Source organism: Hymenobacter tenuis (assembly GCF_054780495.1).
This window is the reverse complement of record NZ_BAAGWF010000004.1, coordinates 976028-998296: the sequence shown is the minus strand read 5'-3', so window position 1 is coordinate 998296 and position 22269 is coordinate 976028. Positions and strand designations below refer to the sequence as shown.

Below are 22269 nucleotides of genomic sequence, written 5' to 3'. Positions count from 1 at the left end.
CGAAAGTCATCTCTCTTGATGCCATCAGGTGTGGGATATATTTAGATGAAGCAAGTGTTTTCGAGGGAGATGTGACATTGCCGCCTGGCCGTTGGCTGCTGAGTACATGGCAGATAAACCGCTCACCAGCTATTCTCAACATAAACCAGACAATCCAGCACAGCCAGCATATTGAGTCGTTTCTGGATAACTCTAGCGGCTTGGTAAATTCCTCTCCCAAGTTCACCTCCTACAAGCTGCCGTATCTGAGCGGCAATCAGGTTCACCAATACAGCTCCAGCGCCTTTGACATAGACGGCGACTCGTTGGTTTATCAGATTGTGGCGCCACGAGAAAACACTGCAGCGTCGGCACAGCAGTTTGCTTGCAGCACTGAAATACCGAATTATACGGCGGCTCCTCATTTTACTATAGATGCTGCTACGGGTGCGCTGCTTCCTACTTCAGCAGCTTTAGTACTAGGCGATTATGTGCTGCCCGTTCGGGTAGATGAATACCGAAAGCTCAACAACGTCTGGACGAAGATTGGCAGCGTAACCCGCGACCAGATGTATCGGGCCTATACCAGTTCCAGCCTCAACCCTACGTTTACTGGCCTTACCGTGAACAACGGCACTACGGCTCAACCGCTTGAACAGGTCATTCGGGTGAACCCAGGCCAGAAAGTATCCCTGACGCTTACCGCGTCTGATGCTGATGCGGGCCAGAAACTTCGCTTCGTAAGTGATGCTCCTGAGGTAGTTCCCGGTGCCACGTTGCAAACCCTGAACGCCACCCAGGCTCGCCTAACCTGGACTGTACCGAGCACCCTTCCGATGGGCCGATACCGCCTCGCGGTAGGAGTAGCCGATGATAGCTGCCCTCTTAATGCTAGCGAAGTACGCACCATTACATTTCTAGTGACCAACCAAATATTGGGTACTACTACCCCTAGGCCACTTCTTCTGCCGGCCAGCCCCAATCCATTTCATACCCAGGTGTCCTTCCAGATAGCAAAGCCGCAACCCGTAACGGTACTTGATGGCCTGGGCCGCGCTATTGCTCTCCTCACAAGCCGCCCCGATGGTACCATTACCTGGCAACCCGCTGAAACAGTAAGTCCCGGCCTATACTTCGCCCGTACCGCTGATGGTAAGCAATTGGTAAGGCTGGTACGTGAGTAACGATACAAATACATGAAAACATAAACCGCCGACTCCCACGAGTCGGCGGTTTATGTTTTCATGTGACCTAGGCCGCTTAGAGTGTGTAAGTAGGATTCCATAAAATGACACTTACAGTTAACCCATCATGCCGAGCGAAAAGAAGTTATTTAAGAAAAACCCAACTATTTAGCGAAAAATACACGGGTGACCTGGAAGCAAAAAGCCGCCCCTGCAGTTGCAGAAGCGGCTTTGCACACGACTTGTTACTAAGTAGGTGACCTAACCTACAGGGAGAAATTCACGCGCCCGAAGTAGAAGGCCCCACTGTACCCAAATTGGTTGGAGCTGTACTGGAAGCGGCCGCGGTTGGTAGCATCAAGGGTGCTATAAGCTAGGCTCTGCTCATTGTTGTTTGGATCCTGATAGAGGCGGTCAGGGTATACATTGAACAGGTTGTTCACGCCTACACTTAGGCTCAGGTTCTTAATAACCTGGGCACTGAGTACCAAATCCGTTACCCATTTTGCCGAGAACGTCTGGTCGATGAAGGCGCGGTCGGGGTTGCTGTCCTTGGTTTGCACCTCTCCAAAGCGCACCGTCCGTAGGTTGGCACTGAATATTTTGTAGGCGTAGTCGGCGCTCAGGTTGATTTTGCTGCGGGGCTGCCCATTGGTCAGGCGGGCCCGCTGAGCGCGGTCGAACAACGTGTTCTGCAATGCGGGATTTGCATCAATAATAGATGAGCTATTGAAGCCGCGCACGGTGGTTTCGTTGAAGTTGGCTGCGGCCGTTAGGCTCAGGCGACTATCGGGGCCCAGGTTCAGGCGCTCATTAGCTACTACATCGAGGCCGCGGGTGCGGGTGTTCACGGCGTTAGCAAAGAACTGGATGCCCTGCACAGGCAATGTGCCCAGAATCTGGTTTACGGTGGCGTTGCCGCGGTTGTACTGGCTGCTGAGCACAATCCGGTCGTCAATGTCAATCTGATACGCGTCCACGGTCAGCGTAATCGTGCGGAGTACCCGTGCCGTGAGGCCCAAGCTGTAGTTCTTCGACTTTTCCTGCTTCAGAGGGCCGATACCAAAGGCGCGTGTAAGCGGATTGTCGTTGTTGGTGGTCAGTACTTCGCGCAGCTCGCCGCTGGTAAACTGGGTGCTGGAGTTGGTGAAGTAGCGCTGCTGCAGAGAAGGGGCCCGGAAGCCATTGCCGATGTTGCCGCGCACTGCCAAATCGGGCAGGATGCTGTAACGGGCGGCCAGCTTGCCACTTACGTTGTTGCCAAAATCGCTGTAGCGTTCGGCGCGGCCGGCCACGCTCACCAGCAGCTTTTCCGTAATGTCGCTCTCCAAGTCAATGTACCCGGCCAAGTTGTTGCGGGAGCGGTCGGTGGCATCGGAAGGGCGGTAGCCAGCAAAGCCCTGCGAGCCAGCCGAGGCATAGGTAGCGGCCGTATTGCCGCTGGCCGGTGTAATCACCCGACCCTGCTCATTGATACCGTTGGCGTATGAACCGGTTTCACCAGCTTTGATCTGGAAATTATCTACCCGATACTCGCCACCAAACGCCACGTTCAGGGTGCTGAGTACGGGTACGCTGGTGAATTTGCGCGAGAAGCCTAAGTTCACGGTATTCTGCTGAAACACAAGCGTGCCCGCGTAGAACTCCGTGGGGCTGGTGCCCAGCGGCAGCGAGGCGTTCAGCGTGTTGGTAATGTCGTAGCGCAAGCTATTGCGGCCGAAGGTATTGCTTAGATCAGCCTGGAAACCCAGGACATTACCACGCAGACCGGTAATAATCGACTGGTCATCGACGGTACTATTAATAAAAGGCAGGAAGCCGTTCGGATAGATGCTTAAGTCGATTTGCGTGGTTTGGGTAGGTAGGCGGTAGAGTGCCCCACCCTTGCCCGTGCGCCGCGTGATGCCACCGGCTATGTAAGCCTCTAGGCCACTGGCTGGGGCCAACGTATAGGCCGCATTCAGAAAGCCCCCGTAGGTGCGAGTGTCGGAAGCACCCACCCGAATATTGCGGCGGTTGAAGCCGTTTTGGGCAATCAGGGCGTCATCCTCAGCTTTGAGCGCGAGCTTTTGGTCGTTGGAGAGACCCGCGGGATAGTTGCCACTGCTGGTGCCCTTGTAGATGAGAGGTGCCGTGTCACGGCCGCTGCGGTCGAAGTAGCTGCGGTTGCTAAATTGTCCGCTTACATCTACAAAGCCCCGACGGCCCAGACCGAAACCCGCATTGGCATCGGCCTGAAATAAATCACCGTCGCCTTCTACCGTCTGGCCTACGGTGCTGCTGGCCTGTACGCCGGTAGTGTCGTCTTTGAGCTGGATGTTGATGACGCCGGCAATGGCATCGGAGCCATACTGGGCTGCAGCACCTTCACGCAGCACCTCAATGCGCTTGATAGCTGCCGGCGGAATCACGTTCATATCAGTGCCCACGGAGCCGCGGCCGGGCGTGCCATTGATGTTGACTAGCGCCGAGGTGTGGCGGCGTTTGCCATTCACCAGCACCAGTACCTGGTCGGGCCCCAGGCCGCGCAGAGTAGCCGGGTCCACGAAGTCGGTGCCGTCTGTCACGGTCTGGCGCGTGCTCTGGAAGGAAGGTGCGATGTACGTCAGGATCTGCGTAACGTCGGTTTGCGCGTAGGCCTTGATCTCACGGGCCGAAATAACATCGACGGGCGAGGTGGTTAGGATATTGGAGCGGCCTTCCGTAGCGCGGGAACCAGTTACTACCACCTCGTTCAGCGTGGTTTCATTGTCAGCCAGGCGCACCTCCAGGCTGGTGCGGCCGTTCAGCGGAATCTGTTGGGTGGTGGCGCCAATAGCAGAAACCACCAAGGTAGCGGCCGGCGAAACGCTTAAGCTGAAGCGGCCATCCGCATCGGTGCTGGTGCCATTGTTGGTGCCGCGCTCCAGTACCGTAACGCCCGGCTGGCCTTGGCCGGCGGTATTCGTGACGCGGCCCGTTACGGCCACGTTTTGGGCAACGGCGGCAAAGCTCGACAGCGACACTGCCGTAACCAGCCCTATTCGAGCGGAGAATAAATTTTTCATATCAAAAAGCAAAAAGAAACGAGTGCGAAGGCCGCTAGGCCAACCCAAGTGGCCTAGTGGCAGATTTTAACTTTACTAGCTTGTGGTTCTGTGTAGTACAACAGCGCCCCACGTGCACCCCACCACTATCTCACCGGAGCTTACAGAAAGGCTTCATTCGTGCATACGCACAACGGCGCCCAAAAGCTGATAGCGTTTAGCTACGAAAAGCAACCCCAGAAACTGAGAGGAATAAGGCGGCGCAACTGCCGCCACGCTGCTCAACGGCAGCCTTCTAGGCTAACAACAGCAACAACACCCAACCGCAGCCGCGCAAACACATGCTGGCTCAACCGTGTTGGGAGTAGAAAAGCAGGTAGCATTCAGCCGATGTTTCTGCACGTAGCAGGCGGCTGAGAAGATATTTTTCACGCGGCAAAAGTAAAATAGCTGGTCCAAAAAAGCACACGGCATTTCTTCGGCACAGGATATCAACTACAGATAAGCCAGGAATTTGTTTTGCAGGTGTTTTTTACTGCTCAGCTACTAGTACTTGGCTTGAGGCACCTACTACCTCCCCACGGTAGGCAGCCCACCACCTTTCGGGCAGCACTCCATCTGCCACATTCACTCGCTGCCCAGGTGCTGGAAGCAGCAACGGTACTTTCGGGCCAGCGGCGGCTACTAGCCGATCGGCGGGCTCGTGCCAGCTATGGAAAGCGAGGTTAAATGTGGCCCAGTGCAAGGGCAGCAGCGCTCCACCGCCTAGGGCCTGATGCGCTACCAAGGCCTCGTCGGGACCCATATGGATATCGGCCCACTGGTCGTCGTAGGCACCTATTTCCAACATCACTAACTGGAAAGGGCCATACGCCTCCCCTATTTCGCGAAAACCCTCTTCATAGGGGCCTGAGTCGCCGCCGAAGAAGGCGCGGTGCGTGGGGCCGAGCACACACCACGAGGCCCACAACGTGTCGTCGCGGGTGAGGCCGCGGCCGGAAAAGTGACGGGCCGGGGTAGCCACCAGTGTGTGCGTACCGCCTACTTTAACTTCCTGCCACCAGTCTAACTCGGTTATTTGGGTAGCCGGCACGCCCCAGCGGCGCAAGTGTTTGCCTACTCCCAGCGGGCAAAAAAACGGCACACCGGTGGGCGTCAAGGCTCGGATGGCCTCTTTATCGAGGTGGTCGTAGTGGTCGTGTGAAATCAGAACGCCGTCGAGGGTTGGCAGCTCGGACAGGGGTAGTGGCGGCGCGAAGAAGCGCTTAGGTCCTATAGCTACCGGCGACGCACGCAGGCGCCAGACGGGGTCAGTCAGGAATCGTTTGCCGTCGAGCTCTACTAGGGTGCTCGAGTGCCCAAACCACGTAACCCGCAGCGCACTGGTCGGTACGAGTTCCTGCAAAGCCGCAACATCAGCGCGGAACGGGCCTAGCGGACTGCGGGGCTGTCGCTCCTCCTTACCCATAAGCCACCGCCGCATCATCCGCCCGTAATCGGCCGACATGCTGGTGGAAATGGTATTCAGGTACTTTTTGCCCGTAAAGCGGGAAGGTGTTTTCATAGCTACTAGGCAGGGAAACTACTCAAACCGCCTGCAACTGTTGACGCAAAGCCCAGCCATTTACTTTACTTTCCTAGGTAATAACTTGGCCCGAAGTCTACTTCAGCAGCTGCCGCACCGTTGGGAGCACCCGATCGGCCCACTGCTGCATGTGTTTGCCGGAGTAATGCAAGCCATCGGAGGCAAACTGCGTACGGTCGGTGGCAGCGGCCCGGGTTAGGTCGGTGATATCAATGTAGGTTACTGCAGCCTGAGCGCATTCCTGCTTAGCGGCAGCGTTGAACTGATCAATTTCAGTAGAAATACGGGCCTGGTCGGAGCTGCTGCCGTAGGGCGAGCGACCCCAATCCGGAATCGACAGCACTACTACGCGCCCCGGCCGGTTGCCGGCAAATTGAATGGCGGTTTGCAGCAATTCCCGAAACTCAGAGCGGTACGTGGCCACCGGCAGCCCCCGGAATTGGTTGTTTACGCCAATCATGAGGGAAACCAACTCGTATTTTTTTTGATTGTTCGCGGAAGCAATAGCCTGTAGCAGTGCCCCAGTAGTCCAGCCAGTGCGAGCAATGATATCAGGAGTTGCTAGCCCCTCAGCTTGTCCCAACCGCGCTAACTGCACACTCCAGCGGTCCGTTTCGCTTACTCCTTCCCCAATGGTATACGAGTCGCCGAGCGAAAGAAAGCTGACGGTAGCGGCGCTTGGCGGAGTGACAGGAGCGGTTGGAGTGGTGCTTGTAGGAGCCGGCGCTGGTGCCGGGTTAGACTGCTCACAGCCGAAACTGAGTAGCAAGGACAAGAAGAGCAGAATCCGCATGTGTAATAGCGCTGTAGGAGGTAGAGCAATGACGTACGCCATTGCGCATAACCCAGATTGCACTAAGTCAATTCCTTTGTGCCACACTAGTTCTAAGAATACCCCACGACTTGGTAGCAGCAGAGCTACTAGCTTACTGAGCTACACCTACACTACCCTAAACCACAACTGCCCGACCAAATGGCCGGGCAGCTGGGTAAACGTTGTGCAGCAGGTTACCAGACGGCCTTCAAGGCATCTTCTAGCTTGGTTAAAGCCCCGAAGCTGACTTTGGCCCGGCTGTAGCTCAGGCGGCCTCGTGGTACGGCGCGGGCTAGTGCTTCCACTTCGCGGAAAGCAGTTTTTGCTGGTGCATTTTCTAGGCCCAAGTATTGGGCAGGAAAGGCCGTGGCCTGCCCACGCCCGGGACCTTCTAGGGTAAACAGCCCGGTCAGCTTCCAGCCGGCTTCTTGGCGCACTGCCCGGAGCTTAAGCTGCTCCGCTGGGCGCTGGGCCGGCACTATCACTTTAGTGGTGAGTAGGCCTCGCGTGGCATCCAGGGAATCAATAATAAACCCATGGGCCTGCAGATGTTGCTGAAGCTGCGCCAAGACTGAATCAGGGCGAGCGGAGGTTTGCACGAGCACGATATTGGCCCGGCTGAAGGGCGCAGCCGCCACCTGAGGTTGCTGCTGCGCTACAGCTGCGCCGGCCGTTCCCAACAGCAACCCTGATACAACTGCTATCCAGCTGGTGCACATTACCCGATGGCCTGCTTTAGATCTTCAATTAGGTCGTCAGCGTCCTCAATGCCCACGCTCAAGCGAATCAGCGAGTCCGAGAGGCCAGCCTTGCGACGTTCCTCGGCCGGAATGCTGGCGTGCGTCATGGTAGCGGGGTGGCCCGAAAGACTTTCGACGCCCCCGAGGCTTTCCGCCAGCGAGAATAGCTCGAATTTCTCCAGGCAAGCAATGGCGTCTTCCTTCCGGTCGCCTTGCAGCACGAAAGAAATCATGCCCCCAAAATCCCGCATCTGCTTGGCTGCAATGGCGTGGTTGGGGTGGTCCTGGAAACCGGGCCAGTACACTTTCTCCACTTTGGGGTGGCTCTTGAGGTACTCGGCTATTTTGCGGCCGTTTTCGCAGTGGCGCTGCATGCGCACGTGCAGCGTTTTGAGGCCGCGCAGCACCAGGAAGCAGTCCTGAGGACCGGGTGTGCCACCGCAAGCGTTCTGGTAGAAGCTTAGACGCTCGTGCAACTGGTCATCATTCACCACCACAGCACCCATCACCGTGTCGGAGTGGCCGGCCATATACTTCGTGAGAGAGTACATCACCATATCGGCGCCTAGTTCCAGCGGCGTTTGCAGGTAGGGCGTCGAGAAAGTGTTATCCACTACCAGCAGCGCACCAGCCTTCTTAGCTACAGCCGAGGCAGCAGCAATATCAATTACGTTCAGCAGCGGGTTAGTAGGCGTTTCCACCCAAATCAGCTTGGTGCGCTCGGTCACGGCTGCTTCCACGGCCGTCATGTCGTGCATGGGCACAAAGTGAAATTTGATGCCATACGCTGCGTATACTTTCGTGAAGAGACGGTACGAGCCACCGTACAAGTCGTTGGTCGAAATCACCTCGTCGCCGGGTTGCAGCAGCTTCACAATGCAGTCGATGGCCGCCATGCCGGTAGCAAAGGCCAGCCCATGCTTGCCGCCATCCAGAGCCGCTAGGGCATCCTGCAGCTGCGTGCGGGTGGGGTTGTGCGTGCGGGAATATTCGAAGCCTTTGTGGTCGCCGGGCGAGCGTTGCACATAGGTCGAGGTCTGGTAAATAGGCGTCATGATAGCCCCGGTGGTGGGGTCCGGATGCACACCGGCGTGAATTACTTTGGTTCCGAATTTCATGTGGGTGGTCGTTGAAACGAAGAGGTTCAGGAGTTGGAGCGCAAAGGTAGAAGAAGAAGCTATTACAACCGGTTCAGGCGCAGAAGGTACCTAGTCCTGTACGGCCGAGGCGCGGAGCCGTTTGTTGAAGTTGTGCTGATCATCTCTACTTTCTATCTTTTCCCTAAAATCCTATTCACTTTTTCTTTATCTGTTTGAAAAAACTACTACTCCTAGCGGCGCTAGCGTGCGGCTACCTCACAGCTACCGCCGCGCCCACCCCTCCTACTGCCCTCGATTCAGCGGCCCGCATGCAGGCCTACGTCGACTCAGTAAATGCTACTTTTCACTACCAGACCGGCCGCGTGCAGTTGCCCGAAAACCTGGGTGAATTGGCCGTACCCGCTGGCTTCCGCTACCTCGATGCCGACCAAAGCAAGCGCCTGCTCACGCAGGTGTGGGGCAACCCCGATGGCTCGTCGCTGGGTATGTTGATGCCCGCCGACCGAGGCCCGCTCAGCAAAAACAACTGGGCCTTCGTGCTGGAATACGAAGGCATGGGCTACGTGAAAGATGACGACGCGGCCGATATTGATTACGACGATCTGCTGAAGGACATGCAGTCTTACACGGAAGAGGCCAACGCCGAACGGACGCAAGCCGGCTACGAGCCCGTAACGCTGGTGGGTTGGGCTGCCAAGCCCTATTACGACAAGGGCCTGAATGTGCTGCACTGGGCTAAAGTGCTCAAGTTTGGCAACTCGGCTACCAACACGCTCAACTACAATGTGCGCCTACTAGGCCGCAAAGGTGTGCTAAACCTCAATGCTGTGGGCGAAACCAGCCAACTGGCCGAGGTACGCAGCACCATTCCGAACGTCATCAAGAGCGTAACCTTCACCAAAGGCCTGCGCTACGCCGATTTTAATCCCGAGTTGGATGAAGTGGCTGCCTACGGTATCGGCGGCTTAGTGGCCGGCAAGGTGCTAGCGAAGGTGGGCTTCTTTGCCATCATCCTCAAGTTCTGGAAAATTGGCTTGGCGCTGCTCGCCGGCGCCTGGACGGCCATTCGTCGGTTCTTCGGCGGCAAAGCCAAGGACGATGAGCTACAGCCGGTTTTGGCCGGCGGCGACCCTAGCGACGAGACACCCGCGTAGCCATCGGAGCCATTTTTACGTTCTTACCTTCGGGCCGGCCCTCGTGCGCCGGCCCGTTTGTTTTACTTGCCTATGGCTTTCCTGAAAGAACTGTTTCACCAGAATACCTCCACCATCGTCTCGCTGTTTCTAATGGCACTCCTGCCCTTAGTCGGCGACAGTGCCCTGGCCTGGGGGCTGCACCAGAATGCGGGGTGGCTGCAGGACCCTTCCCTGCTGCAGATGTTGCTGTACTTTGTGGGGGTAGCGTTTACTATGACGTTTGCCCTGACGCACACCACAGTGGTTGTGTTGGTCACAGCGTTCTATTTTGATTGGGCTGGCTTTCCGGGCATGATCCTGACCTACATGCTCGCCGCCTTGTTCGGGCATATGCTCGCTACCTCCCTGGACAAGGGCAAGCTCATTCAGCTACTGGAAAAGTTTCCGAAAGCCCACGCCGTCATGCACGAGCTGCGCGGCGACAGTTGGCGTCTGGTGCTGCTTACGCGCCTTTCGCCGGTCCTGCCTTTCGCCATGATAACCTTTATTCTGGCCGTGATGGGCGTACCGCGGGGCAAATTCCTGACGGCATCCGTAGTAGGCATGCTACCCCGTACGCTGTTCTTCTACTGGCTAGGAACCAAAGCCCAGGATGTATTGCTCCTGATCCAAGATCCCGACACGGGCACCACCGGCAAAGTGCTGGTAGTGGTCTTGATTGCGGTATCGTTGTTCGGGCTATACTTCTTGTTTACCCGGGCCGTGAAGCGTTCTTTGGAGAAAAGTGTGAAACAGGAGCAAAAAAATTTCAATTGAGATTCAGCACCTTGCACGTCTCAGCTATGGTTTTTGCTTGAAATTTTGCCTGACGGTTTGCACGCCCCAGTTTTTCCCTGCTATCTTTGCACAACCAAAACGGAGGAACGCTCCCGAAATGGTGAAAATTGGTTGCGTAGCTCAATTGGATAGAGCATCTGACTACGAATCAGAAGGTTTAAGGTTCGACTCCTTACGTGACCACTAAAAGGCTCTCAGCACTAAGCTGAGAGCCTTTTTTGTTGCATGTTGCCTTTCATCGTGGCGCGGCTTTTACATAGTTTGGCCCCTAGGGTGCGGGCTGGCAGCCGGCTCCCTATCTTTGCGCCCGCGTAACACCCGACTGTCGTAGGCATTGTTGGTCTTCGCCAACGATTTGACTGCCTTCGCTGTTATGCCAGGGGCCTCCGGTCCGTTTGTTCTGTTTCTCGCTGTTAGTACGTAGTACATGACGAATTCCATTTCCACCGATATCTGCATTATCGGGGCTGGCCCGGTGGGGCTGTTTGCTGTATTTGAAGCTGGGTTGCTGAAGTTGCGCTGCCATGTGGTAGATGCCCTGCCGCAGGTAGGCGGTCAGCTGTCCGAAATCTATCCGAAGAAGCCGATTTACGATATCCCGGGCTTCCCGGAGGTGCTGGCCGGCGACTTGGTGCAAAACCTAATGCGCCAGATTGAGCCTTTCCACCCTACGTTCACGCTGGGTGAGCGAGTAGAGGGATACCAGAAACTGGAGGATGGCTCGTTTATCGTCACCACCATTGATGGCACCGAAATCCACTGCAAAGCCATTGCTATTGCTGGGGGGCTAGGCTCTTTTGAGCCCCGAAAGCCGGCCATTGAGGATCTGACAAACTTCGAAGGCGGCAAAGGGGTGTACTATATGGTACGCGACCCGGAAACCTTCCGCGACCAACGCTTGGTGATTGCCGGCGGTGGCGACTCGGCTCTGGACTGGACTATTTTCCTGGCGAATGTGGCCAAGGAAGTGACCCTAGTACACCGCGGCACTACCTTCCGTGGCGCCGCCGACTCCGCAGAAAAAGTAAAAGACCTGCACGAAGCGGGCAAAGTAAAATTGGTGCTCAGCAGCAACGTAACGCACGTGCACGGCAACGGCCACCTAGAGGCCGTGACCATCACGGCTAACAGCGGCGACACTGAAACACTACCCGTTGACAGCTTTATTCCGCTGTTCGGCCTCACGCCCAAGTTAGGTCCTATTGGTGACTGGGGGCTGGAGCTAGAGGACGATGCGGTGAAGGTGAACACCGTGGACTACTCTACCTCGGAGCCCGGTATTTATGCCATCGGCGACATCAACACGTATCCGGGCAAGCTGAAGCTGATTCTGTGTGGCTTCCACGAAGCAGCCCTGATGTGCCAAGGCGCTTTCAAGTATATCAACCCCGATAAAAAGTACGTACTTAAGTACACTACTGTAAACGGAGTCCCGACCTTATAATCAAGTTACCAGAGGAGAGTGGTCGGTTGCTAGTGCGTTCTGTTCAGGAACCCAGGGCAGCCGGCCACTCTCCTCTGGTAATTGGCAACTAAACCTCTATGACCGACGAAGTACGCGTATATGTAGAAGAAGCGCCGGGCCAACGGCGCGAGATTGTGGCTCCGACCGACATGGGCCTGAGCCTGATGGAAATGCTGAAGGCTGATGGGTATGACATTCAGGCTACTTGCGGAGGAATGGCCCTGTGCGGCACCTGCCACGTGGAGGTGCTGGCCGGCCCCGAGTTGCCCGAACCTGGCGACGACGAACTAGCTATGCTGGAAAGCCTGCCCGTGATGACGCAAGGCAGCCGCCTCTCCTGCCAGATCCGTATTACGCCGCGCATCGATGGACTAGTAGTACGCCTCATGCCCCAGAATGCCTAACGAGTAGGCTAGTCCCTACTAGGTAGCCAGAAACCCAAAAGAGCCGCCTCAACATTGTTGAGGCGGCTCTTTTGGGTTTAAAGGTATAAGCAACCTAGCGCCGGCGACGGCTGGTTGTTTTCTTTTTGGTAGTCGATTTCTTGGAGGAAGTCCGGTGTGAAGAGGACGATTTCCGGCGTGCTGACGACGAACGGTGCGTGCTGGTGCGGCGAGGCGCAGCAGCCGGGGCCGCTTTCGCTTCTGTAGCTTCTGCTGGCTTTTCTTCTTCCTTCACAGCTTCCAGATGACGAGCCGTTACTTCTACAGCGGGCTGTGAGGCGCCGGCTTCTTCAGCGGCAGCCCGCAACGTGGCGGCGTGTTTGCGGCGTACGGGCATCAGAAAATCCCGCTCGGCACGCTCCTGCGCCGAAAGTTTCTCCTCGCCGGGTAGCTGCGTAGGGGTAGTAATGGCAGCCTGTGGTTTTTTATTTCCCTGAGCCCAAGCCGTGGCGCTGCTAGCCAGCATCACCCCAACTGCAAGTACTAGTTTATGCATCAACTTCATCCTACCTGAAAAAACTAACGAGTCGCAAATGTACAATTCCGGGACCGTAGTCTCAAACAAAAAGTAACAACCCATTGATTTACTGAATAATAAGCTCACTTATACACTAGAAAACTAAACTGTAAACAGTTTTATTTCTGAGCAGCAATTTGTACTCTGGTACCAGCTGAGTGCACCGTGAATTCGGGGGCGTAGAGGCACTGAAGCTGCGAAAGCCCGCCGGAGTAATCGCCGCTTTGGGCAGCGCGCAACCGATATTCGAAAGTGTGTGTGCCTTTGGGAAAGTAGCTGATGAAAAAGTTGGTGGCGGCATCCCGGGGACTCTCGTAATAGCCTAAGCCACTTTGATACCGATACCCCGACGTTTGGCCGATGAGCTCCAACCCAGCGGCGCGCTGGTCTTTGAGGTGTACATATTCTAGGTCGCGGTCGGAGCGCAGCACCAAGCGCACCACCAGCACATCACCCACACGCAGGGGGGTAGCGGCGGTGAGGCGCTCCAGCGTGGGGCCGCCCGTCGTGCGCTGCTCACGATAGAGTTGGCGTTCCAGCTGCAACGCATTGGTGGCGGGCGTAATCTTATCCAGCTGCTCGAAATACTGCCAGTACAGAGCACCCCAGGCCACGCCGGCATCGGTTTTCTTCACCGTGACTTTGCCTTGGGCGGTTGTAATGCTGGCGCTGGGGAACGTCGTTTTGAAGTACCCCGTGCCGGCCTGTTGGGCAGTAGGCTTTACGGGCTCCCCTCCTACCGTTACCTGAATGGGTTGCGTGGGCTGCAGCCAGTTGGAGCCGCGCAGCAGCAGGGCGTAGCAGGCATCGGCGGTGGCGCGGGTGCTTCCCCAGTTTTGGGTTTGCTTTTGCTTCAGCAGCCAGAGCTTCATTTCATCCACCGATTTCTGGTCGTTTTGCACCTCATCAAAGGCTTCGATAAGTGTCGCCTGGGTTTCGGTGGGAGCCTCGCGCCAGTAGTAGCCACCGCGCACTTCCTTCCAGTACATGCCGAGTTCCGGGCTGTGCAAGGCGTTTTCACTCAGAGCCGTCAGGATGTTTTTGGTGGCGGCGGGCTGGGTTTGGGCGCGGTGGAGGGCTAGGGCCACCTGGGCTTGGAGGTAACGGGTTTGGTCTTTCCAGTAGGTAGCGGTTTGCTGCTGATAATAGGCTAGGGCGGGCTGCGCGGCTTTGGCTACGGGTTGCGCAGGCCAGAAGCTGCGGGCATACAAGGCCTGAATCTGTAGGTCTGCCAGGTGGTTTTTCTTTAGATCCACCTTCGGCTGCTTTTGCAGGGTAGCGTAGTCGCGTTGCAGTTCAGCGTCAAGGTAGGCTAGGGCACGCTGCAGAATCTGGCTTGCCTGCTCATCCTCAGCGGCATTAAAGGCGCCTAGCTTGTTGAGCTTGCCAAACCCAGCTACAATCAGCTGCGTGATGTACCGGTCATCGGGCATACGCTCAAACCACGGAAAAGCACCATTGGGCTGCTGCATTTTGGCTAGCTTGGTTACTGCGCGCGTGGTTTCGGCCTTCAGGCGAGGCGCATCAAACAGCTCGGTGAGGCGGCGCATCCGCTCCGTTTCCGACTGGGCATCGCGCACCCACGGCGTTTCCTGCAGCAGCAGATTTTTCAGCTCTTGGTTTTGCTCTAACTTGCTAGTAAGAGCGGCTTTGTCGCCGGACTGGGCAGCGCGCTTCCACTCTTCCAGCGTGCTGCTGAGGCGGGGGTTGCTTTGCAGAATTTTGGCAGCTAGCAGGTTGGCGTAGAGGCGGCTGAACACCTGCTCCGAGCACTCGTAGGGGTACTCCATGAGATAGGGCAGCGCCTGCACCGCATACCACGCCGGATTCTGGGTCATTTCCAGCGTGAGCGAGTAGTTGCGGCGCGTGGGCGAGGTAGTGCTCGTGAGCTTTTTCAGCTCGAACTCCCTGGTGGCCGGCCCCACCATGGGCAGCGGCAGGCTTTCCGTGATAAGCAGCCGGTTGGGCAGGACAGGCAGTGTATTTTCCTCACCATCAGAGAATACTTCCACCGGCTGCTTGGCTTTGCGCTTGGCTTTTTTGGGGGCGGCCGTTTGGGCTACCACGCGGTAGGTTATGGCTTCCAAGGGCACTTGCCCTTCGGCAGTTTCCGGAATAGCCAGGTCCCAGCCTAAGGCACTGCTTTGGTTGGCCTTTAGGTCAAACTGGAGGCTAGCGCTGCTTTTCAGCAGGCGGCTTTCCAGCGGCTGTTGGGTGCGGGCATCGAAAAGGAACAGCTGCGCCGTGCCTTGCAGAGGCTGATCGGTGAGGTTGCTGAGCTTAGCGCTGAGGCGCAGTTGGTCGCCTTCGCGGAAGAAGCGCGGGGCGTTGGGTGTTACCTGCAGCTGTTTTTGTGTAACCAACTCCCGGCGCAGCAGGCCAGAATGCAGCTGCCGGTCGTGGGCGAGGGCCAGTAGTTGCCAGCGCGTTACGGCTTCGGGCATCTGGAATTCCAGCACGGTTTCACCCTGGGCGTTAGTGCGCAACTCAGGCATCCAGAAAGCGGTTTCGCGAAAATCCTTGCGGGCCTGCACGCCGGAGAGGTCAGGCTGATTAGCCTGTCTTGCCCTAGTTGTGTCTTGTCGAACCCCTGACACTCTAACAGTTGTCATTTTTGGTGCCGCAGCAGCCATTGCCATGCGGCCTGAGCTGACAGATTTGTCCTTTAGTTCTTCCTGATCTGCCAGCACTCTTACCCCTTCACCCGCCTCCAAACCGGCTAGATCAGCGGGGTTATCGGTATTGCCTTTCACAGTTTGGGTCATTACCACATCCTGGCCATCAAAACCCCACATATTGACATGAGGATAGCTAATGCCTCGAACATTAGGACCATATACTGAACCATTGAACAACTCATCCGAATCTTCTGTACCAAACTGGCCTTGCCAAGCTAGAGCGGGCTGGTAGTACGACTTCGGAAACTCCAGCTCCATAAATGCATGGGGCCGGAAGGTATCCAGTGACTTATCGTAGAGCGAAGCGAGCAGCTCTGCTTGGGCAGGCTTACCACCGGTTTGATGAATGGTAACGCGCCAGGTTTCCTGCTGGCCGGGTTGAAGCTTGTCGCGGAACGTGGCAATGCTGAGGGCTAGGGGTGCGGGCGGCGTGGCCACTTCTATGGTAGCCGTGTGGGTGTACAGGCGATTGTCGAGTACCTGGGTGGTGTGCACATACACCTGCGTTTCGCCGAGGTTAGCGGGCACTGGTATTTCTAGCTGGCGCTGTTCGCCGGCGGCTAGGGTAAGCCACTCTTGGCGCAGGGTTTGGCCTTTGGCTTCTGCCTGCACCAAGATGCGCGCCCCAGCTTCAGAGCTACCCACTAACAAGCGCACGGGCTGGCCGGGCGCTACGCTATCCTGGAGGTTCACAAACCAGTCGGGGGTAGGCAATGGCAGCGTGGTGGCCGCGGGGCCATACAACGTGAAGCGTTGTTCCGCTTTAGCCGGTTGGGCACTGGCTGGCAACGTAGCACTAGCCTCCAGAACATACCGCCCGGGCGCCTGCTGCGCCAACGGAGCGGCTAGCCCCGGCAGTAACGGCAACTTTTCGGTATCGAACTCCTGTGTAGTAACAAGGGTGCGGGCCCAGGTGCTGTCATTGTCTTCCTTTCCGTAAGCATCGAGCGAGAACTGGCGCTTAAATTCTTCCAAGCTCAGAGCTTCACGTTCGGGTTGCGGCCAGGCACGGGGGCGCAGGCCTTTGCTAGGGGGCGTCAGGCGGTAAAGCCGGAGGGTGCCACGGGCGGGCTGGGGCTCGCCGGTAGCGTTGGTACTGAGCAGACGCAGCGTTGGTAGCTTTTCGCGGTTTAGCAGTTCGGGGATTTCCAGGCGCAAGGTTAAGGCGTCGGTGCCCAGGCTCACCCGCTGCTCGCCGGTGCGGGTTTCGCCGGCGGCATCGGTTACGTCGGCGGTTACTTCAAACACATAGCCGGGCTGCCAGGGGCCGCGTTTGTTGCGGGCGGGGTTTACCTCTCCTTTCGCTGTGAACTTCACCGTGAACCCACCTGCCGAATCGGTCTGGGCTGTGCCACTCAAGATTTCCACTTCGGGCCTACTAGGTCCGTAGCCGCCGTACCCCCGGCCAAACATGGGCCATAGCGTGTTGCGCACAACCCGGTAGCTCACGGTAGCCCCATCAATGGGCTGGCCGGCATAGGCCGTGGCTTTGCCGCGCATGGTTATTTCCTGGCCGAGCACCGGCGTGCCCTGCACTGGCTCAAACACGACCTGGAAGGTAGGCCGCTTGTAATCTTCCACCGCAAAGCTGATGCTGCCATCATCCGTCTGAAGGCTCATTTCGCCATTCAGCAGGCCAGTGGGCAGTACAATAGAGCTGTGGAAGGAGCCGAAATCAGAGGTAGTGAAAGGAAGCGTCTGCACGGTTTGGCCGTTTACATCTACCAGCCGTACCGATATAGCCTGCTTGGTTAGTAACCGAGATTTTCCCGCCTGACTTTCGGTCAGAATGCCTTTGAAATACAGCGTCTGGCCGGGGCGGTAAATGGCGCGGTCAGTGTACAGGAACGTGCGCCGCTGGGGCTGCTCTACCTCTTGATTGCGCGCCCGGCGTGGGAAGTACTGCTCACCTTCTGCAAACAGCAGGGAGTCGCGGCCTTTGGTGAGTAGGTAAGCATCAATTTCGTTATGCCCTGCGGCCATCAGCCCAACCGGCACTTGCACCACACCCTCGGTATTGGTGGATACTGTAGCGCCTCGCTGGTGGTTGTATCGGTTGAATTTCTGATCGTAGTATTGATAAAGTGGCAGCACCTGTACTCCCGGTAGCACCTGACCACTTTGCCGATTGAGCATCAGAAGCTCCTCGCTATCCGAAGATGAGCCACTTCTTCTAACCACGCTCAGCTCGCTCACACTCAGGTTTGAATACGCGGTAGTGATACCGGATTGCTTTTTGGTAGGAGAATCCGTGACGGTACTCACCACGATAAGGTAGTGACCGAGTGGTAGCGCGGGGCCGGCGTGCTGCACCGTGTGGCTTTTATAGTCACTGGGGCCGGGCATGGGAAGCTTCCAGGTAGCGGTGGGGGTAGCAGCCAACACGCGGGCATAGCGCTTTTGCAATGATTGGTTTTCATTCCGCTCAGGCCGCTCCTGCTGGCGAAGTAGTTGGGCAGCGCTTACCCGATAGGCCTTGGCATACAGCTGCGTTACGTTGCGCACGTTTAGCTTCAGCAGCCAAGCTTGGTTGGGCAACACGACCTCCTCGGTAGTGAAGGAAAGCTCCACGGCTTCGAGGCGACGACGGAGCGCCAGCGCCTGTTGCGCCCCCCTTGATGTTGGGAAGCGCTTTTCTGCCTGCAAAGCCAGCTCACGCGCCTTGGCGGGCTGGCTTTCCGTATATGTTTCGGCTTGCTCCGTCAGAAACTCAGTGGAAACAGGCACGGCGGCAAACGTTTCGGCGGCCTGAGCCAGAGCGGCGCGGTACAGTTCGGCTTTGGTTGCTAGCTCTGTGTGCTGGTGTACAAAGCGCAGGCGCTTCAGCTCCACATCGGCGAGGGCGGCTAGGTTCTTGGTGTCCTGCAACCGGAAAGTGGTGAGTTGCTGCAACACTTGCAGGGCATGAAACTGGCCATTCAAAGAATCGGCTAGGGGTGCCGTTAGCTTAAGGCGCGCAAAGTCAGCGGCTGGGCCAAACAGGCCAGCATCCCGCAGCTCAAACTGCTGGGCCGGAGTCGTAATGTAGTACTCGTCGTTTTGCAGGCCATCAATGGCGCGGTGGGCCAACAGATCATAAAGCGTGGGGCGCAGAGCTTGGCCTTCGGCATCGCCTAGGCGCACGGCGTAGCCCAACTGCTGGAGGGTGAGTTGCTGCTGACGCTTGGCTTCCTCGGCCACGGAGGCGCGGTAGTGCTGCACCACGGCGCTGCCCAAACGAGCGGCATCCCAGGTGCGGATATCGTCGCGGCTTTGGTCGGCGGCATCGGGGGCAGCGGTGCGGGTGCGGTCGTGGAGCTGGTAGCGGTGCTCCTGGTAGTAAGTGGCGTAGAGCTGGCTTAGCAGGCTGTGCAGAATAGGGCGGACCGGAAACTTGGCCGTTTTCAGGTCGGCCTCAAGTAACGCTATGGCTTTTTCGTCGGCTTCTTCTTCTTTGGCTTCCAGCAGGCGCAGCTTGTAGAGCAACGCGCGCAAGTACTCGGGCGTGTTTTGCTGTTGGCGGGCGCGCTGGTAAATGGGCTCAAGTAGTTTGGCTGCCGAGGCAGTTTGGCGCTTATCCAGTAGCTGATCAATTTTCTTCCAGGTAGGCGCATTGCCGCCGCTGCCGGGCGGGGTAGTTTGCGAAGAACCCGTGGAAAATAGCATCAAGAGGGCAAATAAGCTGAACAGGAAGGGACGCATACAGTCAGAACGGATAAGGAGGGCAAGTTGGTAAAAACCAGATGCCGGAACTCATCTATTTCCACACGCCCACGTGCTTTTTTGCTGTCAGCCCCTGAAAACCCGCTTGCCGCAAGCTTGGCTCTCCCTGTTTCAACTCACTGCTTGCCTAGCCCCGCTTAGGCCGTGAATCCCTTGGCAGCCAGTTGCCCGGCGCCATAGTAGCGGCGCGCAAACTGCACAAACGCCTTGTACGGCAGGTTGTTTTCGGTGCCTTTGCGCTGCACAAAATCAAAGTGGCGCACTAGGTTCAGGTCGCGCACCTGTACCTCCATCAGCTCGCCGGCAGCCAGCTCCTTCATCACCGACTGGCGGGGCAGGAACGCCAAGCAGGTATCCACGCGCACGAAGTTCTTGAGGGCCTCTGTGCCGCCTAGCCTCACTTTCACGGGCAAGTCGTTGAGCCGGATGCCTTTCTCGTTTAGGGCTTCTTCCAGCACGGCCAGCGTACCCGAGCCGGTTTCGCGCAGGGCCACCGGAATGCGCAGCAAGTCCTGAGCTTCCAGCTCCTGCCGGTACAACGGGTTGCGGGCCGAGCACACGGCCACTACCTCATCGGTCAGCAAGGGCGTGTAGGTCACGTTGCTGACTTTGTGAATGCCCTCAATTATGCCTAGGTCAATTTCGTGCTCCAACAGCGCCTTCAGGATATTCTCGGAGTTGCGGTTTTTGAGCGTAAGCTGTGTGTGCGGAAACCGCCCCAGATACGCCGACAGCACCGGCGGAATCACATACAGCGAAATGGTAGTACTAGCCCCAATCACCATGTGAACCTGCGGCGAAAAGCCTGGGCTCAGTTCCGCAAACTCCTGGTGCAGTTCGTGCTGCAGTTGGCGGGCCAGCAGTAGCTTTTGGTATAGCAGTTCGCCGGCGGGCGTCAGCTTTACACTATTGCCGAGCCGCTCAAACAGGCCGGTTTTGTAGTGTTCTTCCAGCGCTTTCACCTGCTTGCTCACCGCCGACTGGCTTAGAAAGAGGATTTGGCCCGCTTTTGTAAAGCTGAGCTGTCGCGCGACTTCCAGAAAAACTTCGTGCGGATGGGAAAGCATACTCTGTTACAAGGTGGGCAGGAGAAGCATTGAAGCTACGCCGTTTCCGATAAAGCTAGTTCCGGTAGCCTCTGCGCCAGCAGCCCCATGCAACCTACAACCCCAAAATAGCTGCATACACCCCGTTTACTACCTCGGCCATGCGCTTGAAGTCCAGGGTTTCGATGGTGTCGGAGGCGAGGTGGTAGTTGGGGTTGCGCAGGAAGGACGTGTCGTTAATCATCAGGGCATCGTAGCCGTAGTGCCAATAGTTGCGGTGGTCTGAGAGGCCGGCCAGCCCCATTTCCTGGGGCAGATTGATGCGCTGCACGTCTATGGCCGCGGTGGTTTGCATCAGCTGCTGCACTTGCTGCGTGAAGGCCTCCTGCCCCGTGCGCCCCACCACAATAATAAAGTTGCCAGTGTTGGGGTACTGCATGGCCAGCTGCTCATTGGGGAAGCGCTGCGAGTTGGGCTCGTCGCTGAAATAGCCAATCATTTCATAGCACAGCATGGCCCGCACCGGCACGCCTGCATCGTGCAACGACTTAGCATGCACGGCACTTCCCATGTGCTTAGTAGCAAAGTATGGCGGCTCCTCATTCGGGTACGCCACCAGCTCCAGGCGATATTTCAGATTCGAGCCCAGTTGCTGAAGCAAGCGGGCCGTTTCCAGCAGTCCGGCCACGGCGCTGGCGTTGTCGTCGGCTCCGGGCGAGTCGCCATACACATCGTAATGGGCGCCCACCACCAGGCGCGGTGCTTCCGACGAGCCTATCGCCAGAATAATATTGCGATACTCACGCCCATCGGCCCGAAACACCTGTTCCTCTACCTGCCCGGTTTCCAGCTTTTCAAACTCTGCCTTGATATAATCAGCCGCCTGGTTCAAGGACTTCAGGTTGCGGTAATGGCGGGCAGGTTGCAGCGAAGTCAGAAACTTAACGTCGGCGTACAGGCGGTTTTGGTCGGCACTCATAGTAGAGACTGGATGGGTGGGAGCCACTGTATACGGCATATTACGCCGACTCGCCCACCAACATGCATCAGTTGCGAGCCCCACCATACCTAGTAGCACCAGTACACTCCAGGTGAGTAATCGGGCCATAGCACTCGAGACTGCTAAATCAGTATGCTTGTCATAATTAACTACTTTGTACAATATTTTTCTCACTCATACTTATACATAACCCAGCAACATTCGCGTTTTTCTATACCTTCCGGCGTCTATTTAAGCTCCTCCCTATCCATGTTACCCCGCCCCCTCTCTCGCCTGCCGCTGCTGGTGCTGCTGGCTTTGCTATGCGCGTGCTCTAAACTGGGCTCCGATGCTAGCCAAGACCCAAACGGCGAGGAAATTGACCCCTACCAGAATCTGGTGTTTCAGTTTTCTGACGCCGTAGCCGATAAGGACCAGCAGGACCGCTGGGATACGGTGCAGGTGGTAAAGTTCGAGCCGGCCATGCGCGGCAAGTTCAAGTGGACCTCCGACAGGGAGTTGATTTTTTCGCCCAGCACCCCGTTCAGACCTAGTACCGCCTTTACGGCTACCCTGCGGAAAGAGGCCCTGCCGGAAGGCAAGCGCAATATAGAGCTACCCGAGAATCGTCAGAAATTCCATACGCCCTACTTGCAGCTGCAGGAGCCACAGGCATTCTGGGGCCGCTCAGAGCGGGCGGCAGGCACGGCCGAAATGCGCGTTGAGTTGCCCTTCAACTACCCCGTAAAGCCTGCCGATGTGAAGCCGCTGCTGCGTGTGACCCAGGACGGTCAGCCCGTAGCCTTTGAGGTGAGCGGGGAGCCGGGCCAGGTGGTGCGCGTTAGTCTTAATCAGCAGGTCCGTCCCGGCAGTCCGCTCACGGTGGCCCTAGGCCAGGGCCTCCGCGCCCAGGGCAGCGACCAAGCCTCTACCTCCGAGTACGAAAAGCAGGTACAGGTCCCCGACCCGGAGGCGCTGGAAGTGCGCTCCATCACGGGGAGCCTGCAAGCAGCTGACCCAATTATAACTATCCTGACC

14 protein-coding genes, 1 tRNA gene and 1 pseudogene are annotated in these 22269 nt (G+C 57.2%); 7 read left to right on the top strand and 9 right to left on the bottom strand.

What is annotated here, in order from left to right; genetic code table 11:
• Positions 1–71 precede the first annotated feature (71 nt).
• Positions 72–1163 carry a hypothetical protein gene (locus ACYVGU_RS17860; RefSeq protein ID WP_460623158.1) on the top strand — a complete coding sequence of 364 codons (1092 nt, stop codon included), beginning with the start codon at positions 72–74 and terminating at the stop codon, positions 1161–1163.
• Positions 1164–1429: 266 nt separating this feature from the next.
• On the opposite strand, the gene ACYVGU_RS17855 is transcribed toward ACYVGU_RS17860, so the two are convergent.
• The 5 genes from ACYVGU_RS17855 to ACYVGU_RS17835 form a co-directional block, all read right to left on the bottom strand.
• A complete protein-coding gene (locus ACYVGU_RS17855; protein WP_460623157.1) occupies positions 1430–4210 on the bottom strand; it encodes a TonB-dependent receptor in 2781 nt (926 codons plus the stop codon).
• A 511-nt stretch (positions 4211–4721) separates the two neighbouring features.
• Positions 4722–5753, bottom strand: coding sequence for an MBL fold metallo-hydrolase (locus ACYVGU_RS17850; protein WP_460623156.1), 1032 nt, complete (start codon positions 5751–5753; stop codon positions 4722–4724).
• Positions 5754–5850: 97 nt separating this feature from the next.
• Positions 5851–6567 (bottom strand): SGNH/GDSL hydrolase family protein, encoded by a 717-nt coding sequence (locus ACYVGU_RS17845; protein ID WP_460623155.1) that lies wholly within the window; start codon positions 6565–6567, stop codon positions 5851–5853.
• A 215-nt stretch (positions 6568–6782) separates the two neighbouring features.
• On the bottom strand, positions 6783–7307 hold the full coding sequence (locus ACYVGU_RS17840) for a hypothetical protein (protein ID WP_460623154.1): 525 nt from the start codon (positions 7305–7307) through the stop codon (positions 6783–6785).
• A complete protein-coding gene (locus ACYVGU_RS17835) occupies positions 7307–8446 on the bottom strand; it encodes a trans-sulfuration enzyme family protein (RefSeq protein WP_460613983.1) in 1140 nt (379 codons plus the stop codon). Before ACYVGU_RS17835 ends, ACYVGU_RS17840 begins: the two co-directional genes overlap by 1 nt.
• A gap of 194 nt (positions 8447–8640) precedes the next feature.
• On the opposite strand from ACYVGU_RS17835, the gene ACYVGU_RS17830 reads away from it, so the two are divergent.
• The 5 genes from ACYVGU_RS17830 to ACYVGU_RS17810 all read left to right on the top strand — a co-directional run bounded on the left by ACYVGU_RS17830 (position 8641) and on the right by ACYVGU_RS17810 (position 12270).
• Positions 8641–9582 carry a DUF2167 domain-containing protein gene (locus ACYVGU_RS17830; protein ID WP_460623153.1) on the top strand — a complete coding sequence of 314 codons (942 nt, stop codon included), beginning with the start codon at positions 8641–8643 and terminating at the stop codon, positions 9580–9582.
• A gap of 72 nt (positions 9583–9654) precedes the next feature.
• Positions 9655–10380: a TVP38/TMEM64 family protein gene (locus tag ACYVGU_RS17825; protein ID WP_460613981.1), complete on the top strand. Its 726-nt coding sequence runs from the start codon at positions 9655–9657 to the stop codon at positions 10378–10380.
• A 130-nt stretch (positions 10381–10510) separates the two neighbouring features.
• Positions 10511–10584: transfer RNA gene (locus tag ACYVGU_RS17820), tRNA-Arg, on the top strand.
• A gap of 244 nt (positions 10585–10828) precedes the next feature.
• Positions 10829–11845 (top strand): NAD(P)/FAD-dependent oxidoreductase, encoded by a 1017-nt coding sequence (locus ACYVGU_RS17815; protein WP_460613974.1) that lies wholly within the window; start codon positions 10829–10831, stop codon positions 11843–11845.
• 98 nt (positions 11846–11943) lie between these two features.
• A complete protein-coding gene (locus tag ACYVGU_RS17810; protein ID WP_460613973.1) occupies positions 11944–12270 on the top strand; it encodes a 2Fe-2S iron-sulfur cluster-binding family protein in 327 nt (108 codons plus the stop codon).
• 94 nt (positions 12271–12364) lie between these two features.
• Here the strand turns inward: ACYVGU_RS17810 and ACYVGU_RS17805 are convergent, their stop codons facing one another.
• The 4 genes from ACYVGU_RS17805 to ACYVGU_RS17790 all read right to left on the bottom strand — a co-directional run bounded on the left by ACYVGU_RS17805 (position 12365) and on the right by ACYVGU_RS17790 (position 21231).
• Complete coding sequence (locus tag ACYVGU_RS17805; protein WP_460623152.1) at positions 12365–12805, bottom strand: hypothetical protein; 441 nt, start codon at positions 12803–12805, stop codon at positions 12365–12367.
• Positions 12806–12945: 140 nt separating this feature from the next.
• Complete coding sequence (locus tag ACYVGU_RS17800) at positions 12946–19185, bottom strand: alpha-2-macroglobulin family protein (protein ID WP_460623151.1); 6240 nt, start codon at positions 19183–19185, stop codon at positions 12946–12948.
• Positions 19186–19343: 158 nt separating this feature from the next.
• Positions 19344–20273 (bottom strand): LysR family transcriptional regulator, encoded by a 930-nt coding sequence (locus tag ACYVGU_RS17795; protein WP_460613970.1) that lies wholly within the window; start codon positions 20271–20273, stop codon positions 19344–19346.
• 94 nt (positions 20274–20367) lie between these two features.
• The gene (locus tag ACYVGU_RS17790; RefSeq protein ID WP_460623150.1) at positions 20368–21231 is read right to left on the bottom strand and encodes a zinc-binding metallopeptidase family protein; all 864 of its coding nucleotides are present in this window, start codon (positions 21229–21231) and stop codon (positions 20368–20370) included.
• Positions 21232–21501: 270 nt separating this feature from the next.
• On the opposite strand from ACYVGU_RS17790, the pseudogene ACYVGU_RS17785 reads away from it, so the two are divergent.
• Positions 21502–22269, top strand: a pseudogene (locus tag ACYVGU_RS17785) (hypothetical protein); the annotation flags it as partial.